This window comes from Halarchaeum grantii, assembly GCF_014647455.2.
Lineage (GTDB): Archaea > Halobacteriota > Halobacteria > Halobacteriales > Halobacteriaceae > Halarchaeum > Halarchaeum grantii.
Genome location: NZ_BMPF01000002.1, coordinates 246,227 through 271,834, shown reverse-complemented (window position 1 = coordinate 271,834; position 25,608 = coordinate 246,227). Strand labels below are relative to the sequence as shown.

Annotated in this window: 25 protein-coding genes; 16 read left to right on the top strand and 9 right to left on the bottom strand. The window is 69.7% G+C overall.

Annotated elements, in window-relative coordinates; genetic code table 11:
- The first annotated feature begins 33 nt into the window (after positions 1–33).
- The 5 genes from IEY12_RS07605 (at position 34) to IEY12_RS07585 (ending at position 4,133) form a co-directional block, all read left to right on the top strand.
- Positions 34–1,002: a transcription initiation factor IIB gene (locus IEY12_RS07605; protein ID WP_123074158.1), complete on the top strand. Its 969-nt coding sequence runs from the start codon at positions 34–36 to the stop codon at positions 1,000–1,002.
- Positions 1,003–1,120: 118 nt separating this feature from the next.
- Positions 1,121–1,489: a hypothetical protein gene (locus tag IEY12_RS07600; RefSeq protein WP_188881857.1), complete on the top strand. Its 369-nt coding sequence runs from the start codon at positions 1,121–1,123 to the stop codon at positions 1,487–1,489.
- A 24-nt stretch (positions 1,490–1,513) separates the two neighbouring features.
- Positions 1,514–2,194 (top strand): type I 3-dehydroquinate dehydratase, encoded by a 681-nt coding sequence (locus tag IEY12_RS07595; RefSeq protein WP_188881856.1) that lies wholly within the window; start codon positions 1,514–1,516, stop codon positions 2,192–2,194.
- A gap of 89 nt (positions 2,195–2,283) precedes the next feature.
- Entirely contained in the window at positions 2,284–3,486 is a 1,203-nt protein-coding gene (locus IEY12_RS07590) for an SPFH domain-containing protein (RefSeq protein ID WP_188881855.1), read from the top strand.
- A gap of 44 nt (positions 3,487–3,530) precedes the next feature.
- Positions 3,531–4,133: a winged helix-turn-helix transcriptional regulator gene (locus IEY12_RS07585; protein ID WP_188881854.1), complete on the top strand. Its 603-nt coding sequence runs from the start codon at positions 3,531–3,533 to the stop codon at positions 4,131–4,133.
- On the opposite strand, the gene IEY12_RS07580 is transcribed toward IEY12_RS07585, so the two are convergent.
- Positions 4,123–4,362, bottom strand: coding sequence for a DUF7123 family protein (locus tag IEY12_RS07580; protein ID WP_188881850.1), 240 nt, complete (start codon positions 4,360–4,362; stop codon positions 4,123–4,125). The two genes, IEY12_RS07585 and IEY12_RS07580, sit on opposite strands and share 11 nt — an antisense overlap.
- 241 nt (positions 4,363–4,603) lie before the next feature.
- Here IEY12_RS07580 and IEY12_RS07575 point away from each other — a divergent pair, with 241 nt between their 5' ends.
- Complete coding sequence (locus IEY12_RS07575) at positions 4,604–6,445, top strand: flippase-like domain-containing protein (protein WP_188881847.1); 1,842 nt, start codon at positions 4,604–4,606, stop codon at positions 6,443–6,445.
- Here IEY12_RS07575 and IEY12_RS07570 read toward each other — a convergent pair.
- Both IEY12_RS07570 and IEY12_RS07565 read right to left on the bottom strand, forming a co-directional pair.
- The gene (locus IEY12_RS07570; RefSeq protein WP_188881844.1) at positions 6,442–7,194 is read right to left on the bottom strand and encodes an SAM hydrolase/SAM-dependent halogenase family protein; all 753 of its coding nucleotides are present in this window, start codon (positions 7,192–7,194) and stop codon (positions 6,442–6,444) included. The genes IEY12_RS07575 and IEY12_RS07570 overlap by 4 nt on opposite strands.
- Positions 7,195–7,276: 82 nt before the next feature.
- Positions 7,277–7,801, bottom strand: a complete 525-nt coding sequence (locus IEY12_RS07565) for a nicotinamide-nucleotide adenylyltransferase (RefSeq protein WP_188881843.1) — start codon at positions 7,799–7,801, stop codon at positions 7,277–7,279.
- 179 nt (positions 7,802–7,980) lie between these two features.
- Between IEY12_RS07565 and lonB the strand changes: the two genes are divergently transcribed.
- From lonB to IEY12_RS07525, 8 genes are all read left to right on the top strand, one after another.
- Positions 7,981–10,056 (top strand): ATP-dependent protease LonB, encoded by a 2,076-nt coding sequence (lonB, locus tag IEY12_RS07560; protein WP_188881839.1) that lies wholly within the window; start codon positions 7,981–7,983, stop codon positions 10,054–10,056.
- A gap of 111 nt (positions 10,057–10,167) precedes the next feature.
- Positions 10,168–10,602 carry a DUF7575 domain-containing protein gene (locus IEY12_RS07555; RefSeq protein ID WP_188881833.1) on the top strand — a complete coding sequence of 145 codons (435 nt, stop codon included), beginning with the start codon at positions 10,168–10,170 and terminating at the stop codon, positions 10,600–10,602.
- Between the two features lie 193 nt (positions 10,603–10,795).
- On the top strand, positions 10,796–11,917 hold the full coding sequence (locus tag IEY12_RS07550; RefSeq protein WP_188881830.1) for a substrate-binding domain-containing protein: 1,122 nt from the start codon (positions 10,796–10,798) through the stop codon (positions 11,915–11,917).
- Between the two features lie 78 nt (positions 11,918–11,995).
- Positions 11,996–13,117 carry a phosphate ABC transporter permease subunit PstC gene (pstC, locus tag IEY12_RS07545; protein WP_188881828.1) on the top strand — a complete coding sequence of 374 codons (1,122 nt, stop codon included), beginning with the start codon at positions 11,996–11,998 and terminating at the stop codon, positions 13,115–13,117.
- The gene (pstA, locus tag IEY12_RS07540; RefSeq protein WP_188881826.1) at positions 13,114–15,768 is read left to right on the top strand and encodes a phosphate ABC transporter permease PstA; all 2,655 of its coding nucleotides are present in this window, start codon (positions 13,114–13,116) and stop codon (positions 15,766–15,768) included. The genes pstC and pstA overlap by 4 nt, the downstream gene beginning before the upstream one ends.
- A complete protein-coding gene (pstB, locus tag IEY12_RS07535) occupies positions 15,761–16,678 on the top strand; it encodes a phosphate ABC transporter ATP-binding protein PstB (RefSeq protein WP_188881824.1) in 918 nt (305 codons plus the stop codon). Before pstA ends, pstB begins: the two co-directional genes overlap by 8 nt.
- A gap of 4 nt (positions 16,679–16,682) precedes the next feature.
- On the top strand, positions 16,683–17,357 hold the full coding sequence (gene phoU, locus IEY12_RS07530; protein WP_188881822.1) for a phosphate signaling complex protein PhoU: 675 nt from the start codon (positions 16,683–16,685) through the stop codon (positions 17,355–17,357).
- On the top strand, positions 17,357–18,418 hold the full coding sequence (locus IEY12_RS07525; protein ID WP_188881814.1) for an AbrB/MazE/SpoVT family DNA-binding domain-containing protein: 1,062 nt from the start codon (positions 17,357–17,359) through the stop codon (positions 18,416–18,418). The genes phoU and IEY12_RS07525 overlap by 1 nt, the downstream gene beginning before the upstream one ends.
- Here the strand turns inward: IEY12_RS07525 and IEY12_RS07520 are convergent.
- From IEY12_RS07520 to trpC, 5 genes are all read right to left on the bottom strand, one after another.
- On the bottom strand, positions 18,405–19,571 hold the full coding sequence (locus tag IEY12_RS07520) for a 3-dehydroquinate synthase II (RefSeq protein WP_188881812.1): 1,167 nt from the start codon (positions 19,569–19,571) through the stop codon (positions 18,405–18,407). The two genes, IEY12_RS07525 and IEY12_RS07520, sit on opposite strands and share 14 nt — an antisense overlap.
- A gap of 72 nt (positions 19,572–19,643) precedes the next feature.
- Positions 19,644–20,432, bottom strand: a complete 789-nt coding sequence (locus IEY12_RS07515) for a 2-amino-3,7-dideoxy-D-threo-hept-6-ulosonate synthase (RefSeq protein WP_188881811.1) — start codon at positions 20,430–20,432, stop codon at positions 19,644–19,646.
- 27 nt (positions 20,433–20,459) lie between these two features.
- The gene (gene trpA / locus IEY12_RS07510; RefSeq protein WP_188881809.1) at positions 20,460–21,293 is read right to left on the bottom strand and encodes a tryptophan synthase subunit alpha; all 834 of its coding nucleotides are present in this window, start codon (positions 21,291–21,293) and stop codon (positions 20,460–20,462) included.
- Positions 21,290–22,525 (bottom strand): tryptophan synthase subunit beta, encoded by a 1,236-nt coding sequence (gene trpB, locus IEY12_RS07505; protein ID WP_188881807.1) that lies wholly within the window; start codon positions 22,523–22,525, stop codon positions 21,290–21,292. The genes trpA and trpB overlap by 4 nt, the downstream gene beginning before the upstream one ends.
- Positions 22,522–23,292 (bottom strand): indole-3-glycerol phosphate synthase, encoded by a 771-nt coding sequence (gene trpC / locus IEY12_RS07500; RefSeq protein WP_188881804.1) that lies wholly within the window; start codon positions 23,290–23,292, stop codon positions 22,522–22,524. Before trpC ends, trpB begins: the two co-directional genes overlap by 4 nt.
- 93 nt (positions 23,293–23,385) lie before the next feature.
- On the opposite strand from trpC, the gene IEY12_RS07495 reads away from it, so the two are divergent.
- Positions 23,386–23,835, top strand: a complete 450-nt coding sequence (locus IEY12_RS07495) for an MGMT family protein (RefSeq protein WP_188881801.1) — start codon at positions 23,386–23,388, stop codon at positions 23,833–23,835.
- Position 23,836: 1 nt separating this feature from the next.
- Here IEY12_RS07495 and nreA read toward each other — a convergent pair whose 3' ends face one another.
- Positions 23,837–25,105: a DNA repair protein NreA gene (nreA, locus tag IEY12_RS07490; RefSeq protein ID WP_123074135.1), complete on the bottom strand. Its 1,269-nt coding sequence runs from the start codon at positions 25,103–25,105 to the stop codon at positions 23,837–23,839.
- A gap of 214 nt (positions 25,106–25,319) precedes the next feature.
- Between nreA and IEY12_RS07485 the strand changes: the two genes are divergently transcribed.
- Positions 25,320–25,478 (top strand): hypothetical protein, encoded by a 159-nt coding sequence (locus IEY12_RS07485; RefSeq protein WP_188881799.1) that lies wholly within the window; start codon positions 25,320–25,322, stop codon positions 25,476–25,478.
- Positions 25,479–25,608: the final 130 nt, after the last annotated feature.

The following is a 25,608-nucleotide window of genomic DNA, read 5'->3' as shown; positions in this document are numbered from 1 at the left end:
ACGATTCCGGGTTTTCCGGGGGCTATTCGCACCATGCAAAACGCACGAACCAGAGCACGACGACACGGCGAACGAGAGACCGAGGACGAAGAGGCGACCGAATCGACCGACGAGTGCCCCGAGTGTGGCGGTCTCGTCGTCGCCGACGAGGAGCACGGCGAGTCCGTCTGCATGGACTGTGGGCTCGTCGTCGAGGAGGACGACATCGACCGCGGCCCGGAGTGGCGGGCGTTCGACTCCCAGGAGAAGGACCAGAAATCGCGCGTCGGGGCCCCGACGACGAACACGATGCACGACAAGGGCCTCTCCACGAACATCGACTGGCGGGACAAGGACGCCTACGGCAACAGTCTCTCCTCGAACCAGCGCCAGAAGATGCAGCGCCTGCGCAAGTGGAACGAGCGCTTCCGCACCCGCGACGCCAAGGAGCGGAACCTGAAGCAGGCGCTCGGCGAGATCGACCGGATGGCGAGCGCGCTCGGCCTCCCCGACAACGTCCGCGAGACCGCATCCGTCATCTACCGGCGCGCCCTCGAGGAGGACCTCCTCCCGGGACGCTCCATCGAGGGCGTCTCCACCTCCTGCGTCTACGCGGCCGCCCGACAGGCCGGCGTCCCGCGCAGCCTCGACGAGATCACCGACGTCTCGCGCGTCGAGAAGGCCGAGATCGCCCGGACGTACCGCTACGTCATCCGGGAGCTCGGCCTCGAAGTCCGGCCCGCCGACCCCGAGAGCTACGTCCCGCGCTTCGCCTCCTCGCTCGGCCTCAGCGACGAGTCCGAACACCGCGCGCGCGAACTCCTGAAGACCGCGAAGGACAAGGGCGTCCACTCCGGGAAGTCGCCGGTCGGCCTCGCCGCCGCCGCCGTCTACGCCGCCGCGCTCCTCACGAACGAGAAGACGACGCAGGCGAAAGTGAGCGAAGTCGCGGACATCAGCGAAGTGACCATCCGCAACCGCTACCACGAACTCCTCGAAGCCGAGGACACCCTCCCCGCGTAATCGCCGTCCCCCGCGTCCGAGTACCGTTCTCCGCCGCGCTCGTGCCGACACCCGAAGCGACGCGGCCGTCCCTCCCGCCGACGCTGGCTTTTACCCGCCCGCGTCCGAACACCGACGCGTGAACGCGCCCTCGCTCCCCGTCCGCGCCGTCGTCTTCCTCGCCGGCGCCGCGCTCGCCGGCCTCGTCGCCGCCGGCGTCTCCACCGCCCTCCCCGACCCGTACCCGCTCGCCGCCGGGTTCGCCGTCGCCGTCCCCGTGATGGACGTCGCGCTCTACCCGCAGAACGTGCCCGAGGACCCGCGACGCGCGCTCTCGGTCGGCGTCGGCGCCGCGCTCCTCGGCGTGCTCGCCGGGTTCGCCGTCGCGTCCGCCGTGCGCGCGCTCTCGCTCTCCGAGTACGCGGCCGTCGGCCTCACCGCCGCCGCCGTCTTCGTCGCCGCCGAGTACGGCGGGCGCCTCCTCGCCGCCCGAATCCCGCGAACCTAAGTCGCGAGCGGGCGAAACGCCCGCATGCTCGCTTTCGACGATTTCACGCTCTGCGCGGCGACGGCGGACCTCGCTGATGAACCCGCCGCGCGCGACCACGCCGACGCCGTCGAGTTCTGCATGGACCGCGCGCGCCGACCCGCGGCGCAGCTCCGATCCTACGACGGCGCCCTCCCGCTCGTCGTCTCCAATCGCCCCGCCGCAGAGGGCGGCGAGGCCGCCGACGACGACGCGAGACTCGACGCGCTCGCGGACGCCGCTGAGCGCGACGCGGTGGCGGCGGTGGACGTCGAACTCACCGCGATGCTCGACGGTCGCGGCGAGCGCGTCCGCGAGGCCGCGCACGCGAACGACGCCGCCGTCATCGTCTCCGCGCACGACTTCGAGGGGACGCCGCTCCGGCAGGACCTCCGGGGCATCCTCGGGAACGCCCTCGAACACGGCGACGTCGCGAAGCTCGCGGTGACGGCGACGGACCGCACGGACGTCCTCGACCTCACCACCGTCACGCACGAGTACGACGTCGCGGGCGAGCGAGTCGCGACGATGGCGATGGGCGAGGCGGGGCGCCACTCCCGCGCCGTCCTTCCGGCGTACGGCTCGCGGATCGGCTACGCGCCCGTCGACCCGGTGGACGCCACCGCACCCGGCCAGTACGACCTCGCGACGCTCCGGCGGTTGGTGGACGACCTGCGCCGGGAGTGAGCGCCGATCTCCCGCCCGTGTCGGAGCGAAACGCACACAGCGGCAGGGCGAGGCGAAGCTTTATCCTTCGCTTCGCCGATGATTGACGCATGGTCCCACCCACCCCGCTGCAGTCGCTCGGCGGGAGCTTCCCGCTCACGGTCGTGGCGGTGCTCCTCGTCGCACTCGCGGCGGTCACGGTCTACCAGATGGTGGAGATCGTGGACGCCTACGAGAAGAAAGCCCTCACCGTCTTCGGGGAGTACCGAGGACTCCTCGAACCCGGTATCAACTTCGTCCCGCCGTTTGTCTCTCGAACCTACACGTTCGACATGCGGACGCAGACCATCGACGTGCCGCGTCAGGAAGCCATCACGCGCGACAACTCGCCCGTGACGGCCGACGCCGTCGTCTACATCCGCGTGATGGACGCCAAGCGCGCCTTCCTCGAAGTCGACGACTACAAGCGCGCCGTCTCCAACCTCGCGCAGACGACGCTGCGCGCCGTCATCGGCGACATGGAGCTCGACGACACGCTCAACAAGCGCCAGGAGATCAACGCGCGCATCCGCAAGGAACTCGACGAGCCCACCGACGAGTGGGGCATCCGCGTCGAGTCCGTCGAGGTGCGCGAGGTCAACCCCTCGAAGGACGTCCAGCAGGCGATGGAGCAGCAGACGTCCGCGGAGCGCAAACGCCGTGCGATGATCCTCGAAGCGCAGGGCGAACGCCAGTCCTCCATCGAGGAGGCGCAGGGGCAGAAGCAGTCCGACATCATCCGCGCACAGGGGCAGAAGCAGTCCCAGGTCCTCGAAGCGCAGGGTGACGCCGTCTCGACCGTCCTCCGCGCGAAGTCCGCCGAGTCGATGGGCGAGCGCGCCGTCATCGAGCGCGGGATGGAGGCCATCGAGCGGATGGGCGAGAGCGAGTCGACGACGTTCGTCCTCCCGCAGGAACTCACCTCCCTCGTCGGGCGCTACGGCAAGCACCTGACGGACAGCGACGTCGCGACGCCCACGGAGGGCCTCGACAGCCTCGACTTCGACGAGGAGACGCGCGAGCTCCTCGGCCTCGACAGCATCGACGAACTCCTGAACGAGATCACCGAGGAGGCCGACATCGACCCCGAGGAGCTCGAACAGCAGGCCGAGGAGGTCATGGCCGGCTCCGACACCGGCGCGCAGGAGACGGATCAGGTCATCGAGGAGATGGACGCCGAACTCCAGGGTGAGGGGGCGAGCGGAACCGGAGACCCCTCCGAAACGGCCGCGTCGCCGCCCGACGACGCCGAACCCGGGACGGAGAACGAGTAACCCAACATAAGCCTTTTGACTGCTGGTGCGGTAGAGGTACACGAATGGGAATCGACGAGGACAAGCGCGCCACGCTCCGCCGGTTCGCCGCCGTCGGCGCCGCCAGCCCGCTCGTCGGGCTCGCCGGCGCCTCCGAGGGCGAGAGCGAGGTCAGGGACGCCATCGCCGGCTACCTGACGACGACGCCGGGCGCGCATTTCTCGAAGCTCCGCGACGACCTCAAACTCGGCACCGGAGAGTCCCAACACCACCTCCGCCGCCTGCTCGACGACGGCGTCGTCGAGAGCTATCGGGACGGCGACTATCGGCGCTTCTACCCCGCCGGTGAGTTCTCCGACTTCCAGAAGGTCGTCCTCGGCTACCTCCGGCGCGCGACGCCGTCGGCGATGCTCGTCACGCTCCTTCGGGACCCCGACGCGACCGGTGGCGACCTCGCGGACGCCGCCGACGTCTCACGGGGCACGGTAAGCAAGTACGCCGCAGAACTCGAGAACGTCGGCCTCCTCTCTCGCGAGGACGGCTACGCGCTCACGCGCCCCGAGACCGTCCTCACGCTCGTCCTCCGCTACGCGGACTCCTTCGGCCCCGAGGCCGCCGCGCTCGCCCGCGAGGCCGACGGCCTCATCCGCTACGAGCCTAGCAGCTGACCTTCCACGTCGTCGAGGACGAGTAGCCCCACTTCTCGACGTCGAGGGCGAACTCTCCCTCCTGTATCGCCGCCATGTTCGCGCCGACCTCCTTCGCGGAGAGGCCGAGCGCGTCGCCGATGAGTCGCGACTTGAAGTAGGTCTGCGTGTCGGCGTTCTCGCGGAGGTACGCGAGGATGCGCTCCTGCTTCGGGGTGAGGGTGCTCGCCGCCGCCGCGCTCGTGCTCATACTCGTCACAACGGCGGAGTCCCACATAGGGGGTTTGGTACGGCCGGTAAAAACGGCTCTCTGAGTGCCCTAACCGACAGATACGGCACTTTCGTCGTGCCCACGGTGGGCCGTGGCGCGCCTCTGGGCCGACGACTGGTACGGACGGGGAACGGTCGGCTAGACGGCGGCGCCCGACCGCGAACGCACGCGCTCTCGCAGTCCAGAAAGGCTTTACCGAACAGCACCCTTTAGCCCGGCAATGAGTGGTGCGTCCGTCGAGGTGAGCGTCGTCCTCCCCGCCTACAACGAGGAGGACACCATCGAGCACACCGTTCGGAGGACGCGCGAGGCGCTCACGGCCTTCCTCGAACCGGGCACCTACGAGGTCGTCGTCGCCGAGGACGGCTGCGACGACCGGACCCCCGAAATCGCCGACGAACTCGAGGCCGAGTTCCCCGACGTCAGACACTTCCACAGCGACGAGCGCCTGGGTCGCGGCGGCGCGCTGAACGCCGCCTTCGAGTCCGCCGAGGGCGACGTCCTCGTCTACTTCGACACGGACCTCGCGACGGACATGCGCCACCTCGAACACCTCGTCGAGAGCGTTCGGAGCGGGGAGTACGACGTCGCGACGGGGTCGCGCTGGATGCCGGAGAACGTCGCCGACCGCCCCGCGAAGCGCGGCATCCCCTCGCGCGGCTTCAACCTCGCCGTGCGCACCCTGCTCGGCTCCGAGCTCCGCGACCACCAGTGCGGCTTCAAGGCAGTCTCCCGGGCGGCCTTTCGGGACCTCCGGCCCGCCGTCGAGGACGAACACTGGTTCTGGGACACCGAACTCCTCGTGCGCGCCCAGCGCCGTGGGTTTCGCGTCGAGGAGTTCGCCGTCGACTGGGAGCCGAAGGGCGACTCGAAGGTCGACCTCGTGCGCGACGTCCTCGGGATGGGCTCGCAGATACTGCGCTGCTGGTGGGAGTTCGCCGTCTCCCCGTACGTGAACCGGCGGACGGGCGCGGTCGCCGGCGCCGCGCTCACGCTCGTCGCGCTCGGCCTCATGTTCGTCTACCTCGACCCGAGCGCGGTTCTCGACGCCGCCGCCGGCGCCGACCCCGCGCTGATCGCCGTCGCCGGCGTCGTGTACGCGCTCTCGTGGCCGCTGCGCGGCGTGCGCTATCGCGACATCCTCGCCGAGTTAGGGTATCACGAGGACGCGACGTTCCTCACCGGTGCGGTGTTCGTCTCACAGACGGGGAACCTCGTCTTCCCGGCGCGCGGCGGCGACCTCATCCGGGCGTACGTCGTGAAGGCCCGCCGGCGCGTCCCCTACACCTCGGGGCTCGCGTCGCTCGCCGTCGAGCGCGTCTTCGACCTCCTCACCATCACGCTGCTCGCGGGGGGCGTCCTCCTCGGCCTCGCGGTCTTCGCGCCCGGCGAGGTGAGCACGCTCCTCGCCGCCATCACGGGCGAACGCGCGATCGCGGACGGCCACCAGCAGAGCGGCACGGTCGCGCTCGCCGTCGCCGGGTTCGTCGGGTTCGCCGCCGTCGCCGCCGTCGCCGTCATCGTCCTCTCCGCGCGCTCCGATGGGGGCTACGTCCGGCGCGTCGTCGAGTGGGCGAGCGACGACGGCTACGTCGAACTCGTCGCCACCACCGTCGAGGGGTTCGTCCGCGACGTCCAGACGGTCGCCGCCGACGGCCGCGCGTTCGCGCGCGTCGGCGCGACGAGCGTCCTCGTCTGGGTTATCGACGTGCTCACCGCGCTCTGCGTCTTCGCCGCGTTCGGCGTCGACCTCCCGCTCGCCGCGCTCCTCGCCACTGGCTTCTTCGCCGTCTCCGTCGGCAACCTCGCGAAAGTCCTCCCGCTCTCCCCGGGCGGCATCGGCCTCTACGAGGGCGCGTTCACGCTCCTCGTCGTTGCGCTCACGCCCGTCGCGGCGCCGGCGGCGCTCGCCATCGCGCTCGTCGACCACGCCGTGAAGAACGCCGTCACGGTCGCCGGCGGCGTCGTCAGCATGCTCACGCTGAACGTCTCGCTCACCGAGGCCGTCGACGGCGCGAGCGCGGAGGCCGACCCGACCGTCGAGGCGACGACCGACGACTAGGGGCGGTCGAGCACCACCCGACTACCGGGTCGGACGCCGAACGCTTCCTCACCCCGTCCCCGGTTCACCGCGAGCTCGACGGCGCCATGGCTCCCGACCGTGAGCAGGCGCTCGTCGGCGTCGACGGCGTCGTACGTCCGAGCGACCGGGACGCGGTCCCCGTTCACGCGGGCGTACTCGCCCCAGCGGCCGGCGAGTAGCGCCCCGTCGAGGTTCGTGATGGCGTTCCCGAAGCCGTCGACGACGAGGACCTCGCCGCGCGCTTCGCCGTCCGCGACGGACGGCTCGGGGAAGGAGAGGTCGACGGGGTCCTCGACTTCCGGATAGTCGAGCGCGTCGAGGCCGTCGTCGTGGACTGCGGCGGCGGCGGGCGCGAAGACGTCGCGGCCGTGGAACGTCGCGCTCTCCGGGTCCTCGACGGGAATCTCGTAGCACGCGAGCGGCGCGTCGCCGGCGAGTTCCCGCGCCGCCGGCATGAGGAGGCCGTTGTCCGGGCCGACGAGCGCGTGCTCGCCCGCCTCGATGGCGAGCGGCCGGCGGTCGGTGCCGACGCCCGGGTCGACGACGGCGAGGTGCGTCGCCGCCGGGAACGACGGGAGGAGTTCGCGAAGCCAGAACGCCGCCGCGCGGACGTCCTGTCGCGGGAAGTCGTGTGCGACGTCGACGAGGCGGGCGTCCGAGCGCGAGCAGAGGACGCCGCGCATCGCCGCCGGATACGGCGACCCGAAGTCTGATGCGAGCGTGATCACGGGCGGGCGAACGGGCGGGCGCGAGTAAAAGCGCACGGCCCCGCGCCGCCGCGTCGGCGCGACCGTGCCGGGTGGGCGCGCGTCAGTCGTTGGGCGAGTCGATGTCGGTGTCGCCCACCTGCCGGATTCGCTCGACGCCGTCGACCTCGTGGACGACGCGCTCGACGGGGTCGGGGACGAGGTCCGCCCAGTCGTCGCCGGCGACCATGCGCTCGCGGACCTCGGTGCCGCGCAGCACCTCGCGGTCGAACATCGGCGAGCCGCGCACCTCGATGCCGGCCTCCTCGAAGAGCCGAACGACGAGCGGGTTGTTCGAGTACGCGACGTCGAAGTTCGGGCTCATCGACTGGACGTGACTTACCCAGACGGCGTTCCGGTTGATGTCCTCGATGGGGACGGCGTACGTCACGAGGTCGACGTCGACGAGCGCCTTCGTGATCATCATGATGCGTTCGCCGCCCGTGAACGGGTTGCGGACGCTGTGCGACTGGTCGGCGCTCCCGATACCGAGAACGAGCTCGTCGACTTCCTCGGCGATCTCCTGGACGACGCGGTGGTGGCCCTGGTGATAGGGCTGGAACCGACCGATGTAGAACCCACGGGTCATAGTGTAGTGGCCGCGTTATCCCCACTCATCCTCCCCTCGCGCATAAGGGTGGCGAGTCGCCGTGGCTGGAACGCCGAATACGGGGCGCTCCCCGCCGGAGTCCGGCGTTTTCGTCGCTTACTGGAGGGAGAAAGTATATCAATCGCGCTCCCCTTCGTCCGACTAGCGATAAGGGTTCTATGAGCAACGACCGCACGACTAATACTCCCTTAGAGGGGGAGAACGACACCGACCCAGAGTCCGACCCCTCGTCCGACGGCGATCTCGACGAGGTCGACCCCGCTCCCGACGGTGACCTCGACGACCTCGGCAGTCAGGTCGACGTCGAGGGCGACGTCGAGATCGACGAGGAGAACGCCGGGGACGACCTCCTCGGCGGTCTCCAGGTCGACTCGACCGCGGACATCAAGGTGCCCGACCGCTTGGTCGATCAGGTCATCGGCCAAGAGGAGGCTCGCGACATCGTGATGCGCGCGGCCAAACAGCACCGCCACGTGATGATGATCGGCACTCCGGGGACGGGGAAGTCCATGCTCGCGAAGGCGATGAGCCAGCTCCTACCGCAGGAGAACCTGCAGGACGTCCTCGTCTACCACAACCCGGACGACTCGAACGAGCCGAAGGTCCGAACCGTCCCGGCCGGGAAGGGGAACCAGATCGTCGAGGCCCACCAGGAGGAAGTCCGCAAGCGCAACCAGATGCGCTCGTTCCTCATGTGGATCGTCCTCGCGGTCGTCGTCGGCTACGCCTTCCTCGTCGTCGGCCAGATCCTGATGGGGATCATCGCCGCGGCGGTCATCTACTTCGCGTTCCGCTACTCGAACCGCGGGAGCGACGCGATGATTCCGAAGCTCCTCATCAACAACGCCGAGCGGCAGACGGCGCCCTTCGAGGACGCGACGGGCGCGCACGCCGGCGCGCTCCTCGGCGACGTTCGCCACGACCCGTTCCAGAGCGGTGGAATGGAGACGCCGAGCCACGACCGCGTCGAGGCCGGCGAGATCCACAAGGCGAACAAGGGCGTGCTCTTCATCGACGAGATCAACACGCTCGACGTCCGCTCCCAGCAGCACCTGATGACGGCGATTCAGGAGGGCGAGTTCTCCATCACCGGCCAGTCCGAGCGCTCCTCGGGCGCGATGGTGCAGACCGAACCCGTCCCCTGTGACTTCATCATGGTCGCCGCGGGGAACATGGACGCGATGGAGAACATGCATCCGGCGCTTCGGAGCCGTATCAAGGGGTACGGCTACGAGGTGTACATGGACGACACCATCGACGACACGGCGGAGATGCGCCGCAAGTACGCGCGCTTCGTCGCACAGGAAGTCGAGAAGGACGGCCGCCTGCCGCACTTCACGCCGGACGCCGTCCGCGAGGTCATCCTCGAAGCGAAGCGCCGCGCCGGCCGGAAGGACCACCTCACGCTCGAACTGCGTAACCTCGGTGGGCTCGTCCGCGTCGCCGGCGACATCGCGCGCTCGAAGGACAAGGAGCAGACCGAGCGCTCGGACGTCCTCGAGGCGAAGAAGCGCTCGCGCTCTATCGAGCAGCAGGTCGCGGACAACTACATCGCCCGCCGGAAGGACTACGAGCTGAAGACCTCCGAGGGCGAAGCGGTCGGCCGCGTGAACGGCCTCGCCGTCATGGGCGGGGACTCCGGCATCATGATGCCCGTCATGGCCGAAGTGACCCCGCGACAGGGCGAGGGTGGCGAGATATTCGCCACCGGCAAACTGCAGGAGATCGCCCAGGAGGCCGTCGAGAACGTCTCCGCGATCATCAAGAAGTACAGCGGCGAGGGGATCGCGGACAAGGACATCCACATCCAGTTCGTGCAGTCCTACGAGGGCGTGGAGGGCGACTCGGCGTCGATCACGGTCGCCACCGCCGTCATCAGCGCGCTCGAAGGCATCCCCATCGCGCAGGACATCGCGATGACCGGCAGTCTCTCCGTGCGCGGCGACGTCCTCCCCGTCGGGGGCGTGACGCACAAGATCGAGGCCGCCGCGAAGGCGGGCTGTAAGCGCGTCATCATCCCGAAGGCGAACGAGCAGGACGTCATGATCGAGGACGAGTACAAGGACCAGATCGAGGTCATCCCGGTCAGCCACATCAGCGAAGTCCTCGACATCGCGCTCGTCGGCGAACCGGAGAAGGACTCGCTCGTCGACCGACTGAAGAACATCACGGGCGGCGCCCTCGAGCGCGGTGCGACTCCGCAGGGCGGTAGCGGTAGCCCGTCCCCGCAGTAGACGCCCTCTTTCCGTCTTTCTCGTCCGCGCCGTCGGCCCGGCCCGCCTTCGACGCGGGTCGTGACGGAAGGCGTGGCCTTAAGGCCGAGTATCCCCGATAGGTAGCTATCCGTGAGTGTCAATCGCAGGGGCGTCGTCGCTGCCGCCCTCTCGGTCGTCTATCCGGGCGTCGGCCACCTCTATCTCCGTGCGTGGCTCCGCGCGATCGGCTGGGTCGCGCTCTCGCTCGTGACGTCCTACGTGCTCGTTCCGGACGCGACGCTCGCCGCCTACGAGCAGGCGATCGTCGCCGGGAACTTCGGGGCGCTCGGGTCGGTCGCGGTCCCGCTCGAGGCCGCGGTCGGCGTGCTCGTCGTCCGCCTCTGTAACGTCGTGGACGCCTACGTGCTCGCCGTTCGGGAGGCGACGCCGTCGCAGACGCGCGACGGCGAACCGGCGTGTCCGGCCTGCGGGCGGAGTCTCGATACGGAGCTCGACTTCTGCCCGTGGTGTACGACCGAGATCGAGTGGCACTACCCGAGCGAGAGCGGGCGGGACGCGAACTGACTCTCCTCGAACAGTCTCTCCTCGCGGGGCGGCGGCGACGAGTCCCGCGCGCACCCGTCAACCTATATAGGCATCAATAGCGGTGGGGTTCGATAATAGACGATCAGAGCACGCTATTGCAGTCGGGACGGCTCTGATCGGTTCGTACCCCTATTATAAACCGGTTTAGTAGAGAACCGGGTGGTATCTGGTGATGACGCACGACGGAGATGACCTGTCGAGTCTGGTGTCGCGGCGTAACTTCCTCGTCACATCGGGCGCTGCGGGGGCGGCGGCACTCGCGGGCTGTGGGGGATCGAACTCGAGTGAATCGACGACCACGTCGTCCGGAACGACGGAGCAGACGACCACGAGTAGCGGTTCGAGCGCGAGCCAGAGTATCAGTCCGCTTGAGGCCGGCGGGTCCTCGACGGTCTACCCGATCGCGAACACGGCGGCGTCCTACTGGAACGCGAACCGTCCGGCGAGCGACACGGAGTACTGGCCCCACGGCGAGTACAACATCGACACGGAGAAAGCGCTCGCGGACTACTGGGCGGGCCTCTACGGCTTCGAAGCGAAGGAGAACGGCGACCCGCCGTTCACGGCTTCGGTCGCGCTCAGCCACTCCGGGACGGGCGTCGAGAAGGTGATGAACGGCCAGCTCGACATCGGGAACGCGAGCGGGAGCGTGCAGGACGAGCTCCCGGATCGGGACTCCTACGAGAGCTTCATCGACCACGTCGTCGGCGTCGACGGCCAGCCGCTCGTCGTCTCCAGCGAAATCGCGGAGGCGGGCGTCTCGAAGATCACCGGCCAGCAGCTCAAGGACCTCTACAAGGGCCGCATCACGAACTGGTCCGAACTCGGCGGCCCGGACAAGGAGATTCAGGTCCTCGGCCGCGTCAAGGGCTCCGGGACGCGGACGTCCTTCGTCTCGAACGTCTACGGCAACCCCGAGGAGGAGACGACGGTCGCGAACCGCTACGGGCAGAACCAGCGTCTCGCGCAGGCGATCGCGCAAGCGGACAACGCGATCAGCTACCTCGCGCTCGCGTTCCTCGACACCGAGGGCGTCACGCCGATCTCGCTCGAGTGGGAGGGGACGACGTACTCCTACGGCGACGACCAGAACGGCCTCGACTCGAAGTCCTACCCGCTCTCGCGCGACCTCCACATGTACACGTGGGAGGGCACCTCCGAGAAGGAGGGCGCCTTCATCAACATGATCCTCTCCGAGTTCGGGCAGGACACGTTCGTCGCGCCGAACAACTACTTCACGCTCGGCGAGCGACGCCTCGAAGAGGAGCGCGCGAAGCTCCCCGACCAGGTCTAGAGCGCTCGCCGCGGGCGCTCTCGGAGACCGCGTCGCCGTCCAATCGACCAGCGACACTCCTATTTAACACACCACTACATGTTCGAAGACGCACAGACGACGTTCCGTAAACTGGCGGTCGGCGAGGACGCCGGGTCGGGCGCGAACCTCCTCGTCGCGACGCTGGGCGTCCTGCTCGCGGCGCTGGCGGTCGTGTTCCTCTTCGTCCCCGCGTACGCCGTCCCGGTCCTCGGGGCGTTCGTGGCCGTCACCGCAATCGGGTGGGTCACCCACCAGGCCGCCGTCGCGCGGCTGCTGACGCTCGTCGCCACCGCTTCTACCGTGCTCACGGTCGGCTTCATCACCTACTTCCTGTTCGCGAGCGCGTTTCCCGCGTTCGTCGAGCACGGCACCGGCCTCCTCGTCATCCCCGTCGAGGACGGCCAGACGAGGTGGTTCTTCTGGCTCGACGCCGTCCTCCCGGCGAGCGACTCGACGTGGAACCCGAGCGCGGACGTCTACTCGCTCGTTCCGACGATTTGGGCGACGGTGATCGTGACGATAATCGCGGGCGCGGTCGCGGGACCGCTCGGGCTCTTCGGCGCGCTCTTCATCGCGGAGATCGCGAGTCCGCGCGTTCGTGAGGTCGTCAAGCCCGGGATCGAGGTGCTCGCGGGCATCCCATCCATCGTCTACGGCTTCATCGGCTTCCAGGTCCTGAACGGCTTCATCCAGACGTCCTTCCTCGACGACGGCGCGAGCTTCCTCATCGCGGGCATCGTCGTCGGCGTGATGGCGCTCCCGACGGTGGTCTCCGTCGCCGAGGACGCGCTCTCGAGCGTGCCGGAGTCGATGCGTGACGGCTCGATCGCGATGGGCGCGACGCGCTGGCAGACGATGAAGAGCATCTCCATCCCGGCGGCGTTCTCGGGGATCTCGGCGGGCATCATCCTCGGGCTCGGTCGCGCGATCGGCGAGACGATGGCGGTCGCCGCGATCATGGCGGCCGGCGTCGGCCTCGCGAACCCGCTCTTCGATATCTTCGACGCGGGGGCGACGCTGACGAGTCTCATCGCCACCCAGTACGGGAGCGCCTCGGAGAGCACGCTCGACGTCCTGTTCGTCGCGGGCGTCCTCCTCTTCGCCATCGTCGCGAGCATGAGCGTCGTCTCGCGCTACGTCGAACAGCGGATGAAGGAGCGCTTGGAGGGGAGCCAATGAGCGCCGCCCACGACGCGTCGGAGACCGCGCTCGTCGACGAGTCCTCGAGCGTCTACGACCGGGGGCTGGACGGCGTCATCGCGCTCGGCGTCGTGAGCTTCACGGTCGCGCTCTGCGCGCTCGTCGAACTCGTCGCGCTCGACGCGACCGGGGCGGCACTCACGCGGTTCCTCGGGGCGTTCGCGGCGGTCGTCGTCGGCGCGGTCGGCGCGCTCGCGCTCGCCTCGTGGACGAACGTCGCGCCCATCCGGTCGCGCCGCGTTCGCGGTATCGGAACCGCGGTCGCCGTCGCGGCGCTCGCGCTCACCGCTATCGCGGCCGTCACCGGGCTCTCGCTCGCCGTCATCCTCGGCGCGATCCTCCTCGTCGAAGCCGCCGGCGTCCTCGTCGCCGGCGTCGCCTCGCGCACCGGCGTCGTCACCACCACGCCGGATTCGAGCGCGGGCCTCCTCGCGGGTCTCGTCTTCGGCGTCCTCGGCCTGCTCGTCGGCGCCGCCGTCGGCGGGTCGCGCGTCGGCTTCGACACGCCGCTCTGGCTGGTCGTCGCGCTCCTCGCGGGCGTCGGTCTGCTCGTCCTCACCGTCGCGCCGCGCGAGGACCTCGGCTCGACGCTCCCGCCGGCGCTCCTCGTCGGCGCGCTCGGGGCGACGATCGCGACGGCGATGATCGGCGTCGGCTGGCAGTGGGACCCGCAGGCGGTCTCCGGTGGGTTCACCGGTGGCGCGGTCGTCCCGATATTCGTCGTCTTCGGCGCCATCGTCTCCGCGTGGGCGGCGGCGAAGTGCCGCGCGGGGTTCGGCGCGCAGGGCCGCGAGTTCGGCGCGTTCCTCGTCATCAACCTCAACGCCTCCCTGATGCTCGTCGTGATGGCTGCCGTCGTCGTGTTCGTCACGCTGAAGGGCGTCGGCTACGCCCTGCACGGCTTCACCATCAGCGCGCTCGCCGCGCTCGTCGTCCTCCTCCCCGCGATGGTGCTCGCCGTCGTCGCCGCCCGGACGCCCGCCGGGACGGAGGCGTGGCACGACGGCGCTCGCGCCCTCGTCCGCGTCCTCCCGCTCGCGGCCGTCGGCGCCGCCGTCGCGCTCCTCTGCTCCGTCCTCCTCACCCGCGCCCCGCTCGTCTACGCGTACACGTACACGGTGCAGGTGAACCGCGAGTCGCGCGTCCTCGACACCGCCGTCACCGTCACGCCCGAGTTCTCGGTCGGCTCGCTCCTCCTCGCGCTCGTCGCGCTCGCCCTCTTCGCGGCGTTCTATCGGCGCTACGGCTCGCTCCGTGGCGTCGGGAGCGCGAGCGCGACCGTCGAGCGCGCTCGCGCGGCCGTTCCGACCGTCATCGCCGCGCTCGTCTTCGTCGCGGCGCTGTTCGTGCTCGCCGGCCCGGCTCTCGCCGGCCTCCCGTTCGTCGGGACGCTCGGCGTCGCCGGCGCGCTCGCGGCGCTTGCGCTCCTCCTCGCGGCGCTCGTCGGCCTCCTCACCGGCCGCGGTGAACGCACGCTCGCCGCGCACGCGCAGGATCGCGCTCCACTGCTCTCGCTCGGCGTCTTCGGCGGCCTCGGCGTCCTGACGGCGGCGCTCGCTCTCGAGTGGGCGGCCGGCGTCGCACCCGGCGTCGGCGCCGTCGACGTCCTCCCGGCCGTCGCGTTCGTCGCCGCGCTCGCCTCCGCGGGCGTCGCAGTCGTGACGGCGCTCGCGCGTCGCCGCGCCGACGGGATCGGCCCGCTCCAACGCGCGGTCCTCGCGGACGAGACGACGCTCGGTGTCGCGGGAACCGCCGGGTTCGTCGCGCTCGCCGGCCTCCACGTCTGGACCACCGATTCGCCCTTCGGCGTCCTCGGCGTCACCGTCGCCGCCGGCGGGACGCTCTCGTGGCCGATGACGATGCAGGCGTACATCCCGCTCGGCGCGGAACCCGGCGGCATCATGCCGGCGGTCGTCGGCACCGTCTGGCTCGTCATCGGCTCGACGCTCTTCGCGGTGCCGCTGGGCGTCGGTGCCGCCGTCTTCCTCACCGAGTACGCCGAGCAGGGCCGCTTCACCGCGCTCGTCGAAGTCGCGACGAACGCGCTCTGGAGCACGCCGAGCGTCGTCTTCGGCCTCTTCGGCGCGGCGTTCCTCATTCCGCGCCTCGGCGGCGACACCTCACTGCTCGCCGGCCAGCTCGTCCTCGGGTTCATGCTCCTCCCGCTCGTCCTCATCACGAGTCGCGAGGCGATCAAGGCCGTCCCGGACGAGTACCGGGACGCGAGCGCCGCGCTCGGTGCGACCCGGTGGCAGACGATTCGGAGCGTCGTCCTCCCCGCCGCGATGCCCGGCGTCATCACCGGCGGCATCCTCGGTGTCGGGCGCGTCGCCGGCGAGACCGCGCCCCTCATCCTCGTCCTCGGCTCGACGCTCAACGCCACCGAATCCGTCGACGTCCTCGGCGGGTTCCGCTTCGTGACCCGCCCGCCGTTCGTCGTGAACGACCAGCTCGTCTCCGCCTCGGCCTCCCTGCCGACGCAGGTCTGGGCGGTCATCGCGGCGGGCGTCAGCGGCTCCCCCTCGATGGGGTGGGCGACCGCGTTCGTCCTCCTCGCGGTCGTTCTGACGTTCTACGCCGTCGGCATCAGTGCGCGCACGTACTTCCGGAGGAAGATCAGCCATGACTAACGCCATCAGCGAACACGACAGCGACGCGAGCACCGGCATCGAGACGGCCAGCCAGACGACCGACGGCGAGAGCGTGGAGGAGGTCGACCCGGAATGGACGGAGTACGACTTCGAGGGTGAAGCGAAGTTCACCGTCGAGGACCTGAACGTCTGGTACGGTGACGACCACGCGCTCACCGACATCTCCATGGAGATCCCCGAAAACTCCGTCACCGCTCTCATCGGTCCGTCCGGCTGTGGGAAGTCCACCTTCCTCCGGTGTCTCAACCGCATGAACGACCGCATCACGGCCGCCCGCGTTGAGGGCTCCGTCCGACTCGACGGCGACGAGGTCTACGACCCGAACACGAACCTCGTGGAACTCCGCAAGCGCATCGGGCAGGTGTTCCAGTCGCCGAACCCGTTCCCGAAGTCCATCCGCGACAACGTCGCCTACGGCCCGCGCAAGCACGGCGACATCGAGAAGGGGTTCCTCGCGCGCCTCCTCGGCCGCGACGACGCCGACCGCGAAGCCGAGCTGGTGGAGCGGTGCCTGCGTGGGGCGGCGCTCTGGGAGGAGGTGAGCGACCGCTTGGACGACAACGCGCTCGGGCTATCAGGCGGCCAACAGCAGCGCCTCTGCATCGCGCGCGCCCTCGCCGTCGACCCCGACGTCATCCTCATGGACGAACCCGCCAGCGCCCTCGACCCCATCGCCACCTCCAAAATCGAGGACCTCGTCGAGGACCTCGCCCAAGACTACACCGTCGTCATCGTCACCCACAACATGCAGCAGGCCGCCCGCATCAGCGACCAAACCGCCGTCTTCCTCACCGGCGGCGAACTCGTCGAGTACGGCGACACCGACCAGATCTTCGAAAACCCACGCAGCCAGCGCGTCGAAGACTACATCACCGGCAAGTTCGGGTGATTCGATGCCACGCGAAGAATACCAGTCGTCGCTCGAGGACCTAGAGGCCGACGTCGAGGCGATGGGCCGCGACGTCCTCTCCCAACTCGACGACGGCCTCGACGCGCTCGAGGCGGGCGACGACGACCTCGCGCGCGCTGTCATCGCGGGCGACGACGCGATCAACGACCGGTATCTCGACCTCGAACGGGAGTGCATCGACCTGTTCGCCCTCCAGCAGCCCGTCGCCGGCGACCTGCGATTCGTCGCGGCGTCGTTCAAGATCATCACCGACCTCGAACGCGTCGGCGACCTCGCCGTCAACCTCGGCGAGTACGCGCTCGCCACGACCGACGAGACGCCGCTGGACGTCGACGTCGCGGCGATCGGTGCGGACGCCCGCGAGATGGTCGCGGACGCGCTCGACGCGTACGCCGGCGCCGACACGGCCGCCTGCCACGCCATCGCCGAGCGCGACGACGAACTCGACGCGCACTGCCAGCGCGCGAACGAGCGCGTCGTCCGCGACCTCATCGAGCACGAGGCCGGCGAGGACGCGTGGGCGGTCGAGCGCCTGATGGACGGCGTCTCCCGAACGCTCCTGACGGTTCGCGACCTCGAACGCGTCGGCGACCACGCCGTGAACATCGCCGCGCGCACCCTCTACATGACCGAGAACGACCCCGAACTCATCTACTGATGGAGACGCGAAAACTCCAGAAGGTCGGCGGCGGGACCTACACGGTGTCGATACCGAAGGAGTGGGCGACCGACCACCACCTCGAAGCCGGCGCGCCGGTCCACGTCTACACGCACGACGACGGGACGCTCGTCGTCCGGAGCTCGCGCCGCGACGAGGAGCCGATCGAGTCGGTGACGCTCGACGTGTCGGCCGGCGACTCGGCCGACGTCGAGCGCGTCCTGCACGCCGCCTACACGGCCGGTTTCACGGACGTGACGCTCACCACGACCGAGTCGTTCACCGACGCCGACCGCCGCGCCGCCCGCTCCGTCGCGAGTACGCTCGCCGGCGCCGAACTGCTCGACGCGACCGAGGAGGAGATCGCGATGCGGAACTTCCTCGACTCCGGCGAGGTCTCGATGCGCCAAGCGGTCGGCCAACTGCGGTTCCTCACGCTCGCCATCCACCGCACCGCCACGGCCGACGTCGGCGCGGGCGTCGAGGAGCGCCGCGAGGGCCTCCGCCAGCGCGAGGGCGACGTGGAGCGCTTCTTCGGGCTGGTCACGCACCACTTCACGCGCGCGCTCGCGAGCCTGCAGGAGGTCGACGCGCTCGGGGTGAGCCGCCTCGACCTCTTCGCGTACTACCTGAGTGCGCGCCGGCTCACGGCGGTCGTGGCACACGCGCGCACCGTCATCGCGGAACTGGAGCGCGTCGACCGCCCGGTCCCGGAAGCGTTCGCCGACGAAGTGGACGCGCTCGCCGAGGCCGCACGCGACGTCATCGAGCGCGCGACGACCGCCGTGTTGAACGACGCGACGCTCGCCGACGCGAGCGACGTCCTCGTCGACGCCGAGAACGTGGCGGCGCGCGCCGCCGACGCTCGGCACGCGGTTCACGACGGCGAAACGGGCGCGCGAGCGGACGTGCGCGCGCTCGCTGGCGTCCTCGACGGCGTCGAACGCACCGCCGAGTGCGGCGCGGAGATCGCGGAAATAGCCGTCCACACCGCGATCCGAGCGGAACACGAACCCCAGCGCGGGTGCCCTGGAACGGGTTCCGGCGCTACTTCTCGATGATGCGCTCTTCGACCTTCTCGCCGAAGTGCCGGCCGCCCTCCTGCGTGAACACCTTCAGCTCGTCGCCGGGCTCGACCTCGGTGATGGGGGTGCGTCCGTCGGCGGTCTCGACCTTGATGGTCTCGGCGTTCTGGATGAGGGTGTCGAAGCGGTCGCCCGTATCGGTCTCGACGGTGACGCGGAACATCGGGCGGCGCTCGATCTTCGCGCGCCCGACGACGGCCTCCCGGGTGTGGCCCTCGGTGTCGACGATCTGCACTTCGTCGCCGCTCTCGACCTCCGCGAGGTATTTCGTGCCGCCACCGGGCGTGCGGACGTAGGCGTGGACGGCGCCGGCGTTCACGCGGAACGGCCGGGAGGCGACGTACGGCGACTCGGCGGTCTCCGCGTAGACGAAGAAGAGCCCCCGGGACATCGACCCGACGAGCATTCCCTCGTCGTCGTCCATGAGCGAGCCCGTGTCGACGCAGACGCGGTCGGCGGCGCCCGCCTCCTCGATCTCGACGACCTCCGCCCACTCGAGGTCGAGCGTCTCGCGCTCCGCGCGGTCGCGCACGCGGACGGTGTGGCGGATCTCGTCGGTGTCGTCGGTGTCGAGGAGGACGGCGTCCGCGCCGATGTCGAGCGTCTCGAAGGCGGTGTCGGCCTCTTCGGCGGTGGTGACGCCGGCGACGATGGTGGTCTCGTCGCCGATGCGCGCGATGAGGTTCTCGAGGGGAATGATCGTCCAGTCCTCGCCGACGATGAACGTGTAGTCGGCGTCGCTCGCGGCGGTCTCCGCGAACGACTCGTACTCCTTGCCGAGGATGCGGACGTAGGCGCCGCGCACGTCGTCGGTTCGTCGGAGCGTCGTGAGGTCCGCGCTCCCGGAGAAGTCGGCGGGGAGGTCGACGGTGCCGTCGCCCTCGCCGCCCTTCCCGACGACGTACGCGTCCGGTTCGGCGGTCTCCTCCTCGGCCTCGCCGATGACGTCGACGTCGTCACTGGTGAACGCGGCGACGTTCACCTGCCCGAGCTCGCGGACGCGCGCGACGTCCGCTTCGTCGACGAGCACCCAGTCGACGCCGGCTTCGAGGCCGGCGGTGATGCGTCGCTTGCGCGTCTCCCAGTCGCCGACGGAGTCGTCGGCCTTCAGCCAGACTTCGCGTGTCATTGGTTGCACCTCAGTACGCGACGGCTTGAACGTGGCGAATACCGCAGTCGAGGGAGAAGGGCGGCGGTGTCTTCAGGCGTCGAGTCCGGCCCGTTCGAGGGCGTCGTCGACGCTCGCGTCGTCGTGGACGACGGCGGAGACGGCCGTCGCGATGGCCTCGGGGTCGTCGTGCTGGAAGATGGAGCGCCCCATCGAGACGCCGGCGCCGCCCGCGTCCATCGCCCCGCGGACGTTCGCGAGCGTCGTCCGGTCGCCCTCGGGGCTGCCGCCGGCGATGATGACGGGTTTCGCGGTGGATTCGGTGACGTGCGCGAAGCTCTCGGCGTCGCCCGAATAGGCGGTCTTCACGACGTCGGCGCCGAGCTCTTCGGCGAGGCGGACGGCGTGGCCGAGCGACTCGGCGTCCTGCTCGTCGACGCCGGGGCCGCGCGCGTACGCCATCGCCAGCACCGGCATCCCGTAGCGCTCGGCCTCCTTCGTGACCTCCGAGAGCATCGTGAGCTGGTCGGGTTCGTGGTCGCTCCCGACGTTGATGTGGAAGCTGACTGCGTCCGCGCCGACGCGGACGGCCTCCTCGACGCTCCCGGTCATGCGCTTGTCGTTCTCGTCGGGGCCGATGACGGTGGAGCCGTTCAGGTGGACGATGTAGCCGGCGTCGTTCTTGTTCGGGTGGACGCGTCCCGCGATGCCCTTCTGGGTGAGGACGGCGTCCGCGCCGCCGCGAGTCACCGCGTCGATGGTGGATTCGATGTCCTTCAGCCCCTTCACGGGGCCGAGCGTGACCCCGTGGTCCATGGGGACCGTGAGGTAGTTGCCGTCGGTGCCGATGCGTTCGAGTCGCGCCCGTGTGCCCGCATTCATAGTGAGTGGTACGTGGTACCGTAGGGGTTACTTTGTGGTTTCCGGTTTGGCCGTTCCGTTGCGGTCGGCGTCGCGGATGCCCGCCTTCAGCTCGGCGGCCTTCTCGCGGAGCGCGTCCGCGGCGTCGGCGACGCGCTCGGCCTCGGCGATGCGGTCGACGAAGACGCTCCCGGCGACGACGCCGTCCGCGCCGCCCTCGACGATGGCTCTCGCGTGCTCGCGCTCGCTCACGCCGAAGCCGACCGCGTAGGGCAACTCGCTCGCCGGGAGGCGTTCGAGGCTCGCGTAGGTGTCCTCGGAGACGTCGGTGCGCGCGCCCGTCGTCCCCATGCGCGCCTGCACGTAGACGAAGCCGGACGCGCGCTCGAGGATACGCTCGACGCGCTCGGCGGTCGTGGTCGGCGCGACGATGAAGACGAGCGCGACGTCGTGTTTCTCGCAGGCCGCCTCGAGTTCGCCCGACTCCTCGACGGGCAGGTCGGGGATGATGAGCCCCGAGACGCCCGCCTCGGCGGCGTCGCGGACGAACGACTCCACCTCGTTCCCGTCGCCGTACTGGAGGAGGAGATTGTAGTAAGTCATGCAGACGATGGGGACGTCCACGTCGAGGTCGCGCACGAGGTCGAGGTATTTCGCGGGCGTCATCCCCGCGTCGAGCGCGCGCCGGATGGCCTCCTGGATGGTCGGGCCGTCCGCGATGGGCTCCGAGAAGGGGAGGCCGAGTTCGATGACGTCCGCGCCGCCCTCGACGAGCGCCTCGACGTACGCCTCGGTGGCCTCGGGGCTCGGGTCGCCCGCGACGACGTAGGGGACGAGCGCGGGTTCGGCGTCGAACGCGGCGGTGACGTCGTCCGCGCTCACGAGCGGAACACCTCCATGTCGGGGGCCTCGGGCAGGTCGCGCTCGGTGGACTCCTCGATGACGGTGTCGAGGTCCTTGTCGCCGCGCCCGGAGACGTTCACGATGACGGGGCCGTCACCGTCGTACTCCTCCAGATAGGCGACGGCGTGACTCGACTCGAGCGCGGGGATGATGCCTTCCTCGCGTGAGAGGCGGTGGAACGCGGCGAGCGCCGCGTCGTCGTCGACGTTCACGGGCGTCACCCTGCCCTCGTCGACGAGGTTGGCGAGCTCGGGGCCCACGCCGGCGTAGTCGAGGCCGGCGGAGACGGAGTGGGATTCGACGATCTGGCCCTCGCCCGTCTGGAGGAGCTTCGTCTTCGCGCCGTGGAGCACACCCACGGACCCGGTGCCGAGGCTCGCGGAGTTCGGCGCGTACTCCTCGCCCTCCTCGACGCCGAGGCCGGAGCCGCCGGCTTCGACGGCGTAGAGGGCGACGTCGTCGTCGCCGATGAACTCGTGGAACGCCCCCATCGTGTTCGACCCGCCGCCCGCGCAGGCGATGACGGCCTCGGGGAGGCGACCGAGTTGCTCTTCGGACTGCCGGCGCGCTTCCTCGCTGATGACGGACTGGAAGTCGCGCACCATCGTCGGGAACGGATGCGGGCCGACGACGGAGCCGATGACGTAATGGGTGTCCTCGACGGTGGTCGCCCAGTCGCGCATGGCCTCGTTCGTCGCCTCCTTCAAGGTACCAGAACCGACGTCGACGGGGTTGACTTCGGCGCCGTGCGTGCGCATGCGGAAGACGTTCGGGCGCTGGCGGTTGATGTCGGTGCGGCCCATGTAGATCTCGCAGGGCATGTCGAGGTAGGCCGCGGCCATCGCCGTCGCGGTGCCGTGCTGGCCGGCGCCGGTCTCCGCGATGATGCGCTCCTTACCCATGTACTTCGCGAGGAGGACCTGCCCGAGCGCGTTGTTCAGCTTGTGCGCGCCGCCGTGGAGGAGGTCCTCGCGTTTGAGGTAGACGTCGACGCCATACCTGGCAGAGAGGTTGTCCGCCCGCCCGAGCGGCGTCGGGCGCCCGCCGAAGTCCCGGAGGCGCGCGCGGAAGTCGTCCATGAAGCCGTCCTCGTTGTCGAGGACGTAGCGCTCGTAGGCGTCCTCGAGCTCCTCGACGGCGGGCATGAGGACTTCGGGGACGTACTGGCCGCCGTAGTCGCCGAACTTGCCGGCGTCGTCCGTGGAGCTCACGCCGACCCCTCCGATTCGGCGCGCGTCAGTGCCTCGGTGTTCTCGGTGACGTCCCCGTCCATGATGGCCGAGCCGACGAGGAGGCCGTCCGCGCCGGCCTCGCGCATCCGTCGGACGTCCGCTGGCGTGGAGACGCCGCTCTCCGCGATGAGTGTCACGTCCCCTGATGTGTGGGGCGCCACCCTCTCGAACGTTTCGAGGTCGACCTCCAGTTTCGCGAGGTCGCGGTTGTTCACGCCGACGTACTCCGCGCCGACGTCGAGCGCGCGCTCGAGTTCGTCGCGGTCGTGGACCTCGACGAGCACCTGGAAGCCGCGCTCCTCGGCGGCCCGCTTGAGGTCGGCGAGGTCGTCGCCGACGAAGCGCGCGATGAGGAGGACGACGTCGGCCGCGACGGCGTCGAGTTGCGCCTCGCGCACGACGAAGTCCTTGCGGAGGACGGGGACGTCCACGGCATCGCGGATGCGTTCGAGGTTCTCCGTGGAGCCGCCGAAGTGCTCGGGTTCGGTGAGCACGGAGAGAGCGGCGGCGCCGCCGGCGACCATCCCTTCGGCGAGTTCGACGGGGTCGTCGCGGCGCTCGCCCTCCGTGGTCGGGCTCGTCGGCTTCACTTCGGCGATAACCGGGACGCGTCCGTCGGATTCGGCGTCCGCGAACGCCGCCGAGAGCGACCGGGGCGAGACCGACACGCGGTCGTCGGCCGCGACGTCGCGCTCGCGCGCCGCCCGCAGGATGGAGCGCACCTGCGGTGCGAGTGTATCGTTCATCGTTGTACAATAATGGACTCATCTGTACAAGAATGTTTCCCCACGCCGCGTCGACCACGAACTTTCAAGTCCGACGTGTCCGAGGAGTAGGACATGGACGCCGGCATCTACGCGACGGAGTCGACGTATCTCGAACGCTACGTGCAACTCGGCGTCGCCGGCGACCGCGTCATCAGCGTCAGTTTCCCGAAAGACCCCGACGAGGACGCCGCGAGCGACCACCCGCTCTTCGAGCGCATCGACGCCTACCTCGAAGGCGTCGAGGACGACTTCGCGGACGTCCCCGTCGGCCTCACGCTCCCGACCGACCAGCGCGCCGTCCTCGAGAAGGTGCGCGAAATCGACTACGGCGAGCAGGTCGGCGTGGAAGCGCTCGCGCGCATGACGCCCGGCCTCGACGCCGACGAGGACCGCCAGCTCGTGCGCACCGCGCTCGCCGAGAACCCCGCGCCGCTCCTCATCCCCGACCACCGCGTCCGGGACGCGCCGAGCGGCGCGCCGCCGGAGGTTGAGCAGAAACTCCGCGGTATCGAAGGGATCTGACTCAGGCCGTCCAGTCCGAGAGCGACGTCTGGAGGCCGGCGACCATCGTCGACTTCCGCCGGAGTTCCGCGAGGCTCACCGGCAGGTGCTCCGACAGGTCCCGAACGGCCGCGTGGAGCGTCTCCGCCCCCGCGTGCTCGCGCTCGAAGGCGTGGCGCACGCTCTCGCGCACCTGCCAGACGCCGACGGGCGCCCAGTAGTCGTCGCTCACCTCGCGGAGGACGAGCGCCTTCGCCTGCCGACCCCGCTCCGCCAAGTGCTCGAGGACGCCGAGGCGCGCCGCGTAGTAGGCGCCCGCCGTCTCCTCGACGTAGCCCGAGCGCCCCTCGTAGCCCTCGCTCGCGGCCGCCATCCAGACGTCCCCCGCCGGGTCGGGGTTCCAGACGCTCCCCGGCGACTTCATCTCGACGAGCTCGAACTCCCACGTGCCGGGTGCGAGCACGACCCAGTAGCGGTTCCCCATGTACTCGTTCAGCCGGACCTCGACGCCGTTCACGCTCGGCGCGTCGCGGATCTGCCCCCGGAGGAACTGCCCGACCGTGTCGTCGACGGCGGTGATCGACCAGCGCGTCGGAACCAGCCTCCTGTTTTCGCCCTGCCCGAGCGCGCCGACGGAGAGCACGCGATTGACGTCGTAGACGTCGAGGCCGTGCGTGTAGAGGTAGGTCATCGCGCCCTGCGCGTTCCAGTCGTCGTCCTCGAGGGTCTTCTCGACCTGCCGGGGGACGTGCGGGTTCTCGGTGAGGTCGGCGGACTCCGCGCTCGCGCTCGGGCCGCTCGGGGCGTTCGCGCTCGGCTGGGCGTACGCCTCGGGGTCGAACTCGGGCGTCGAGGAGAGGCCGATTTCGACGTCGACCGGCCGGTCGGCGATGGCGACCTCGCGCTGCGTGCCGACGAAGCCGTCCCAGACGTCCTCGACGTTCACGGACGCCGAGCGCTGCGAGTTCAGTAATCCAGTGCGATACTGGAGGACGTTGTCGATGCCGAGGCCGCGCTCGTACCACGCGCCGCTCGTCGCGTACGCTTCGGCGTCGTCCTTCGACTCGACCGGGGAGAGAATGCCCGCGGAGACGTTCGGGTAGGAAGAGCGCCCGACGAAGACGGAGGGCGCGGTCGCGCCGTAGATCGAGTCGCCCTGCTGGACGGCCTCGAAGGAGGCGCGCGCGTCGTCGAGGTAGTCCGTGATCGCGTAGGACTTCTCCTCGGCGAGTTTCCGGCGCTCGTACTCCTCGTCGGGCTTCAGTCCCTCGACGTAGTCGTCGAGTCGCATCGCCACGGAGTTGGGCCGCACCGTGCTTAAGCGCACGGCTCGCTCCCCCGACGCCGGCGCGGGGTTCCCGAGTGGGGAATATAGCGGGGTATTTCTGCGGATATATTGCTACATAGTGCGATAGAGTGCGTCGAATGGGTGGAAATAGATACCATATCGCGACGACCGCCGATAGCTATTTAGTTCTGTGGTACATTGTACCACGCGTAGGACGATGCCCACGCTCACCCGCATCACGACGAAGCTCCTGTCCGACCCGACGGACCACCCGTTCGAGTGCGAGCTCTGCGGTCGGGGCTATGACGTGCAGCGGGACAACTGCCCAGCGTGTGGCTCCCTCAACGTCGAATCGAGCGGCAAGAAGCGAGTGTAGGGGTGTTCCAATAAGCAACCGCACACGTCCCCGCCGAGGGACTCACTACATAGACGACGAACGGCCGTCCTCCGCCCGTGCGAGGACGAGACGGACTGCGGTTACGGAGGTGACCATCGACCACGACCCA

Bases quoted from the DNA above. Each gene is read 5' to 3' on its own strand.
- IEY12_RS07605 (WP_123074158.1), top strand. From the start codon at position 34: ATGCAAAACGCACGAACCAGAGCACGACGACACGGCGAACGAGAGACC.
- IEY12_RS07595 (WP_188881856.1), top strand. From the start codon at position 1,514: ATGCTCGCTTTCGACGATTTCACGCTCTGCGCGGCGACGGCGGACCTC.
- IEY12_RS07590 (WP_188881855.1), top strand. From the start codon at position 2,284: ATGGTCCCACCCACCCCGCTGCAGTCGCTCGGCGGGAGCTTCCCGCTC.
- IEY12_RS07585 (WP_188881854.1), top strand. From the start codon at position 3,531: ATGGGAATCGACGAGGACAAGCGCGCCACGCTCCGCCGGTTCGCCGCC.
- IEY12_RS07580 (WP_188881850.1), bottom strand. From the start codon at position 4,362: ATGAGCACGAGCGCGGCGGCGGCGAGCACCCTCACCCCGAAGCAGGAG.
- IEY12_RS07575 (WP_188881847.1), top strand. From the start codon at position 4,604: ATGAGTGGTGCGTCCGTCGAGGTGAGCGTCGTCCTCCCCGCCTACAAC.
- IEY12_RS07565 (WP_188881843.1), bottom strand. From the start codon at position 7,801: ATGACCCGTGGGTTCTACATCGGTCGGTTCCAGCCCTATCACCAGGGC.
- lonB (WP_188881839.1), top strand. From the start codon at position 7,981: ATGAGCAACGACCGCACGACTAATACTCCCTTAGAGGGGGAGAACGAC.
- IEY12_RS07550 (WP_188881830.1), top strand. From the start codon at position 10,796: ATGACGCACGACGGAGATGACCTGTCGAGTCTGGTGTCGCGGCGTAAC.
- pstC (WP_188881828.1), top strand. From the start codon at position 11,996: ATGTTCGAAGACGCACAGACGACGTTCCGTAAACTGGCGGTCGGCGAG.
- pstA (WP_188881826.1), top strand. From the start codon at position 13,114: ATGAGCGCCGCCCACGACGCGTCGGAGACCGCGCTCGTCGACGAGTCC.
- pstB (WP_188881824.1), top strand. From the start codon at position 15,761: ATGACTAACGCCATCAGCGAACACGACAGCGACGCGAGCACCGGCATC.
- phoU (WP_188881822.1), top strand. From the start codon at position 16,683: ATGCCACGCGAAGAATACCAGTCGTCGCTCGAGGACCTAGAGGCCGAC.
- IEY12_RS07525 (WP_188881814.1), top strand. From the start codon at position 17,357: ATGGAGACGCGAAAACTCCAGAAGGTCGGCGGCGGGACCTACACGGTG.
- IEY12_RS07520 (WP_188881812.1), bottom strand. From the start codon at position 19,571: ATGACACGCGAAGTCTGGCTGAAGGCCGACGACTCCGTCGGCGACTGG.
- IEY12_RS07515 (WP_188881811.1), bottom strand. From the start codon at position 20,432: ATGAATGCGGGCACACGGGCGCGACTCGAACGCATCGGCACCGACGGC.
- trpC (WP_188881804.1), bottom strand. From the start codon at position 23,292: ATGAACGATACACTCGCACCGCAGGTGCGCTCCATCCTGCGGGCGGCG.
- IEY12_RS07495 (WP_188881801.1), top strand. From the start codon at position 23,386: ATGGACGCCGGCATCTACGCGACGGAGTCGACGTATCTCGAACGCTAC.
- nreA (WP_123074135.1), bottom strand. From the start codon at position 25,105: ATGCGACTCGACGACTACGTCGAGGGACTGAAGCCCGACGAGGAGTAC.
- IEY12_RS07485 (WP_188881799.1), top strand. From the start codon at position 25,320: ATGCCCACGCTCACCCGCATCACGACGAAGCTCCTGTCCGACCCGACG.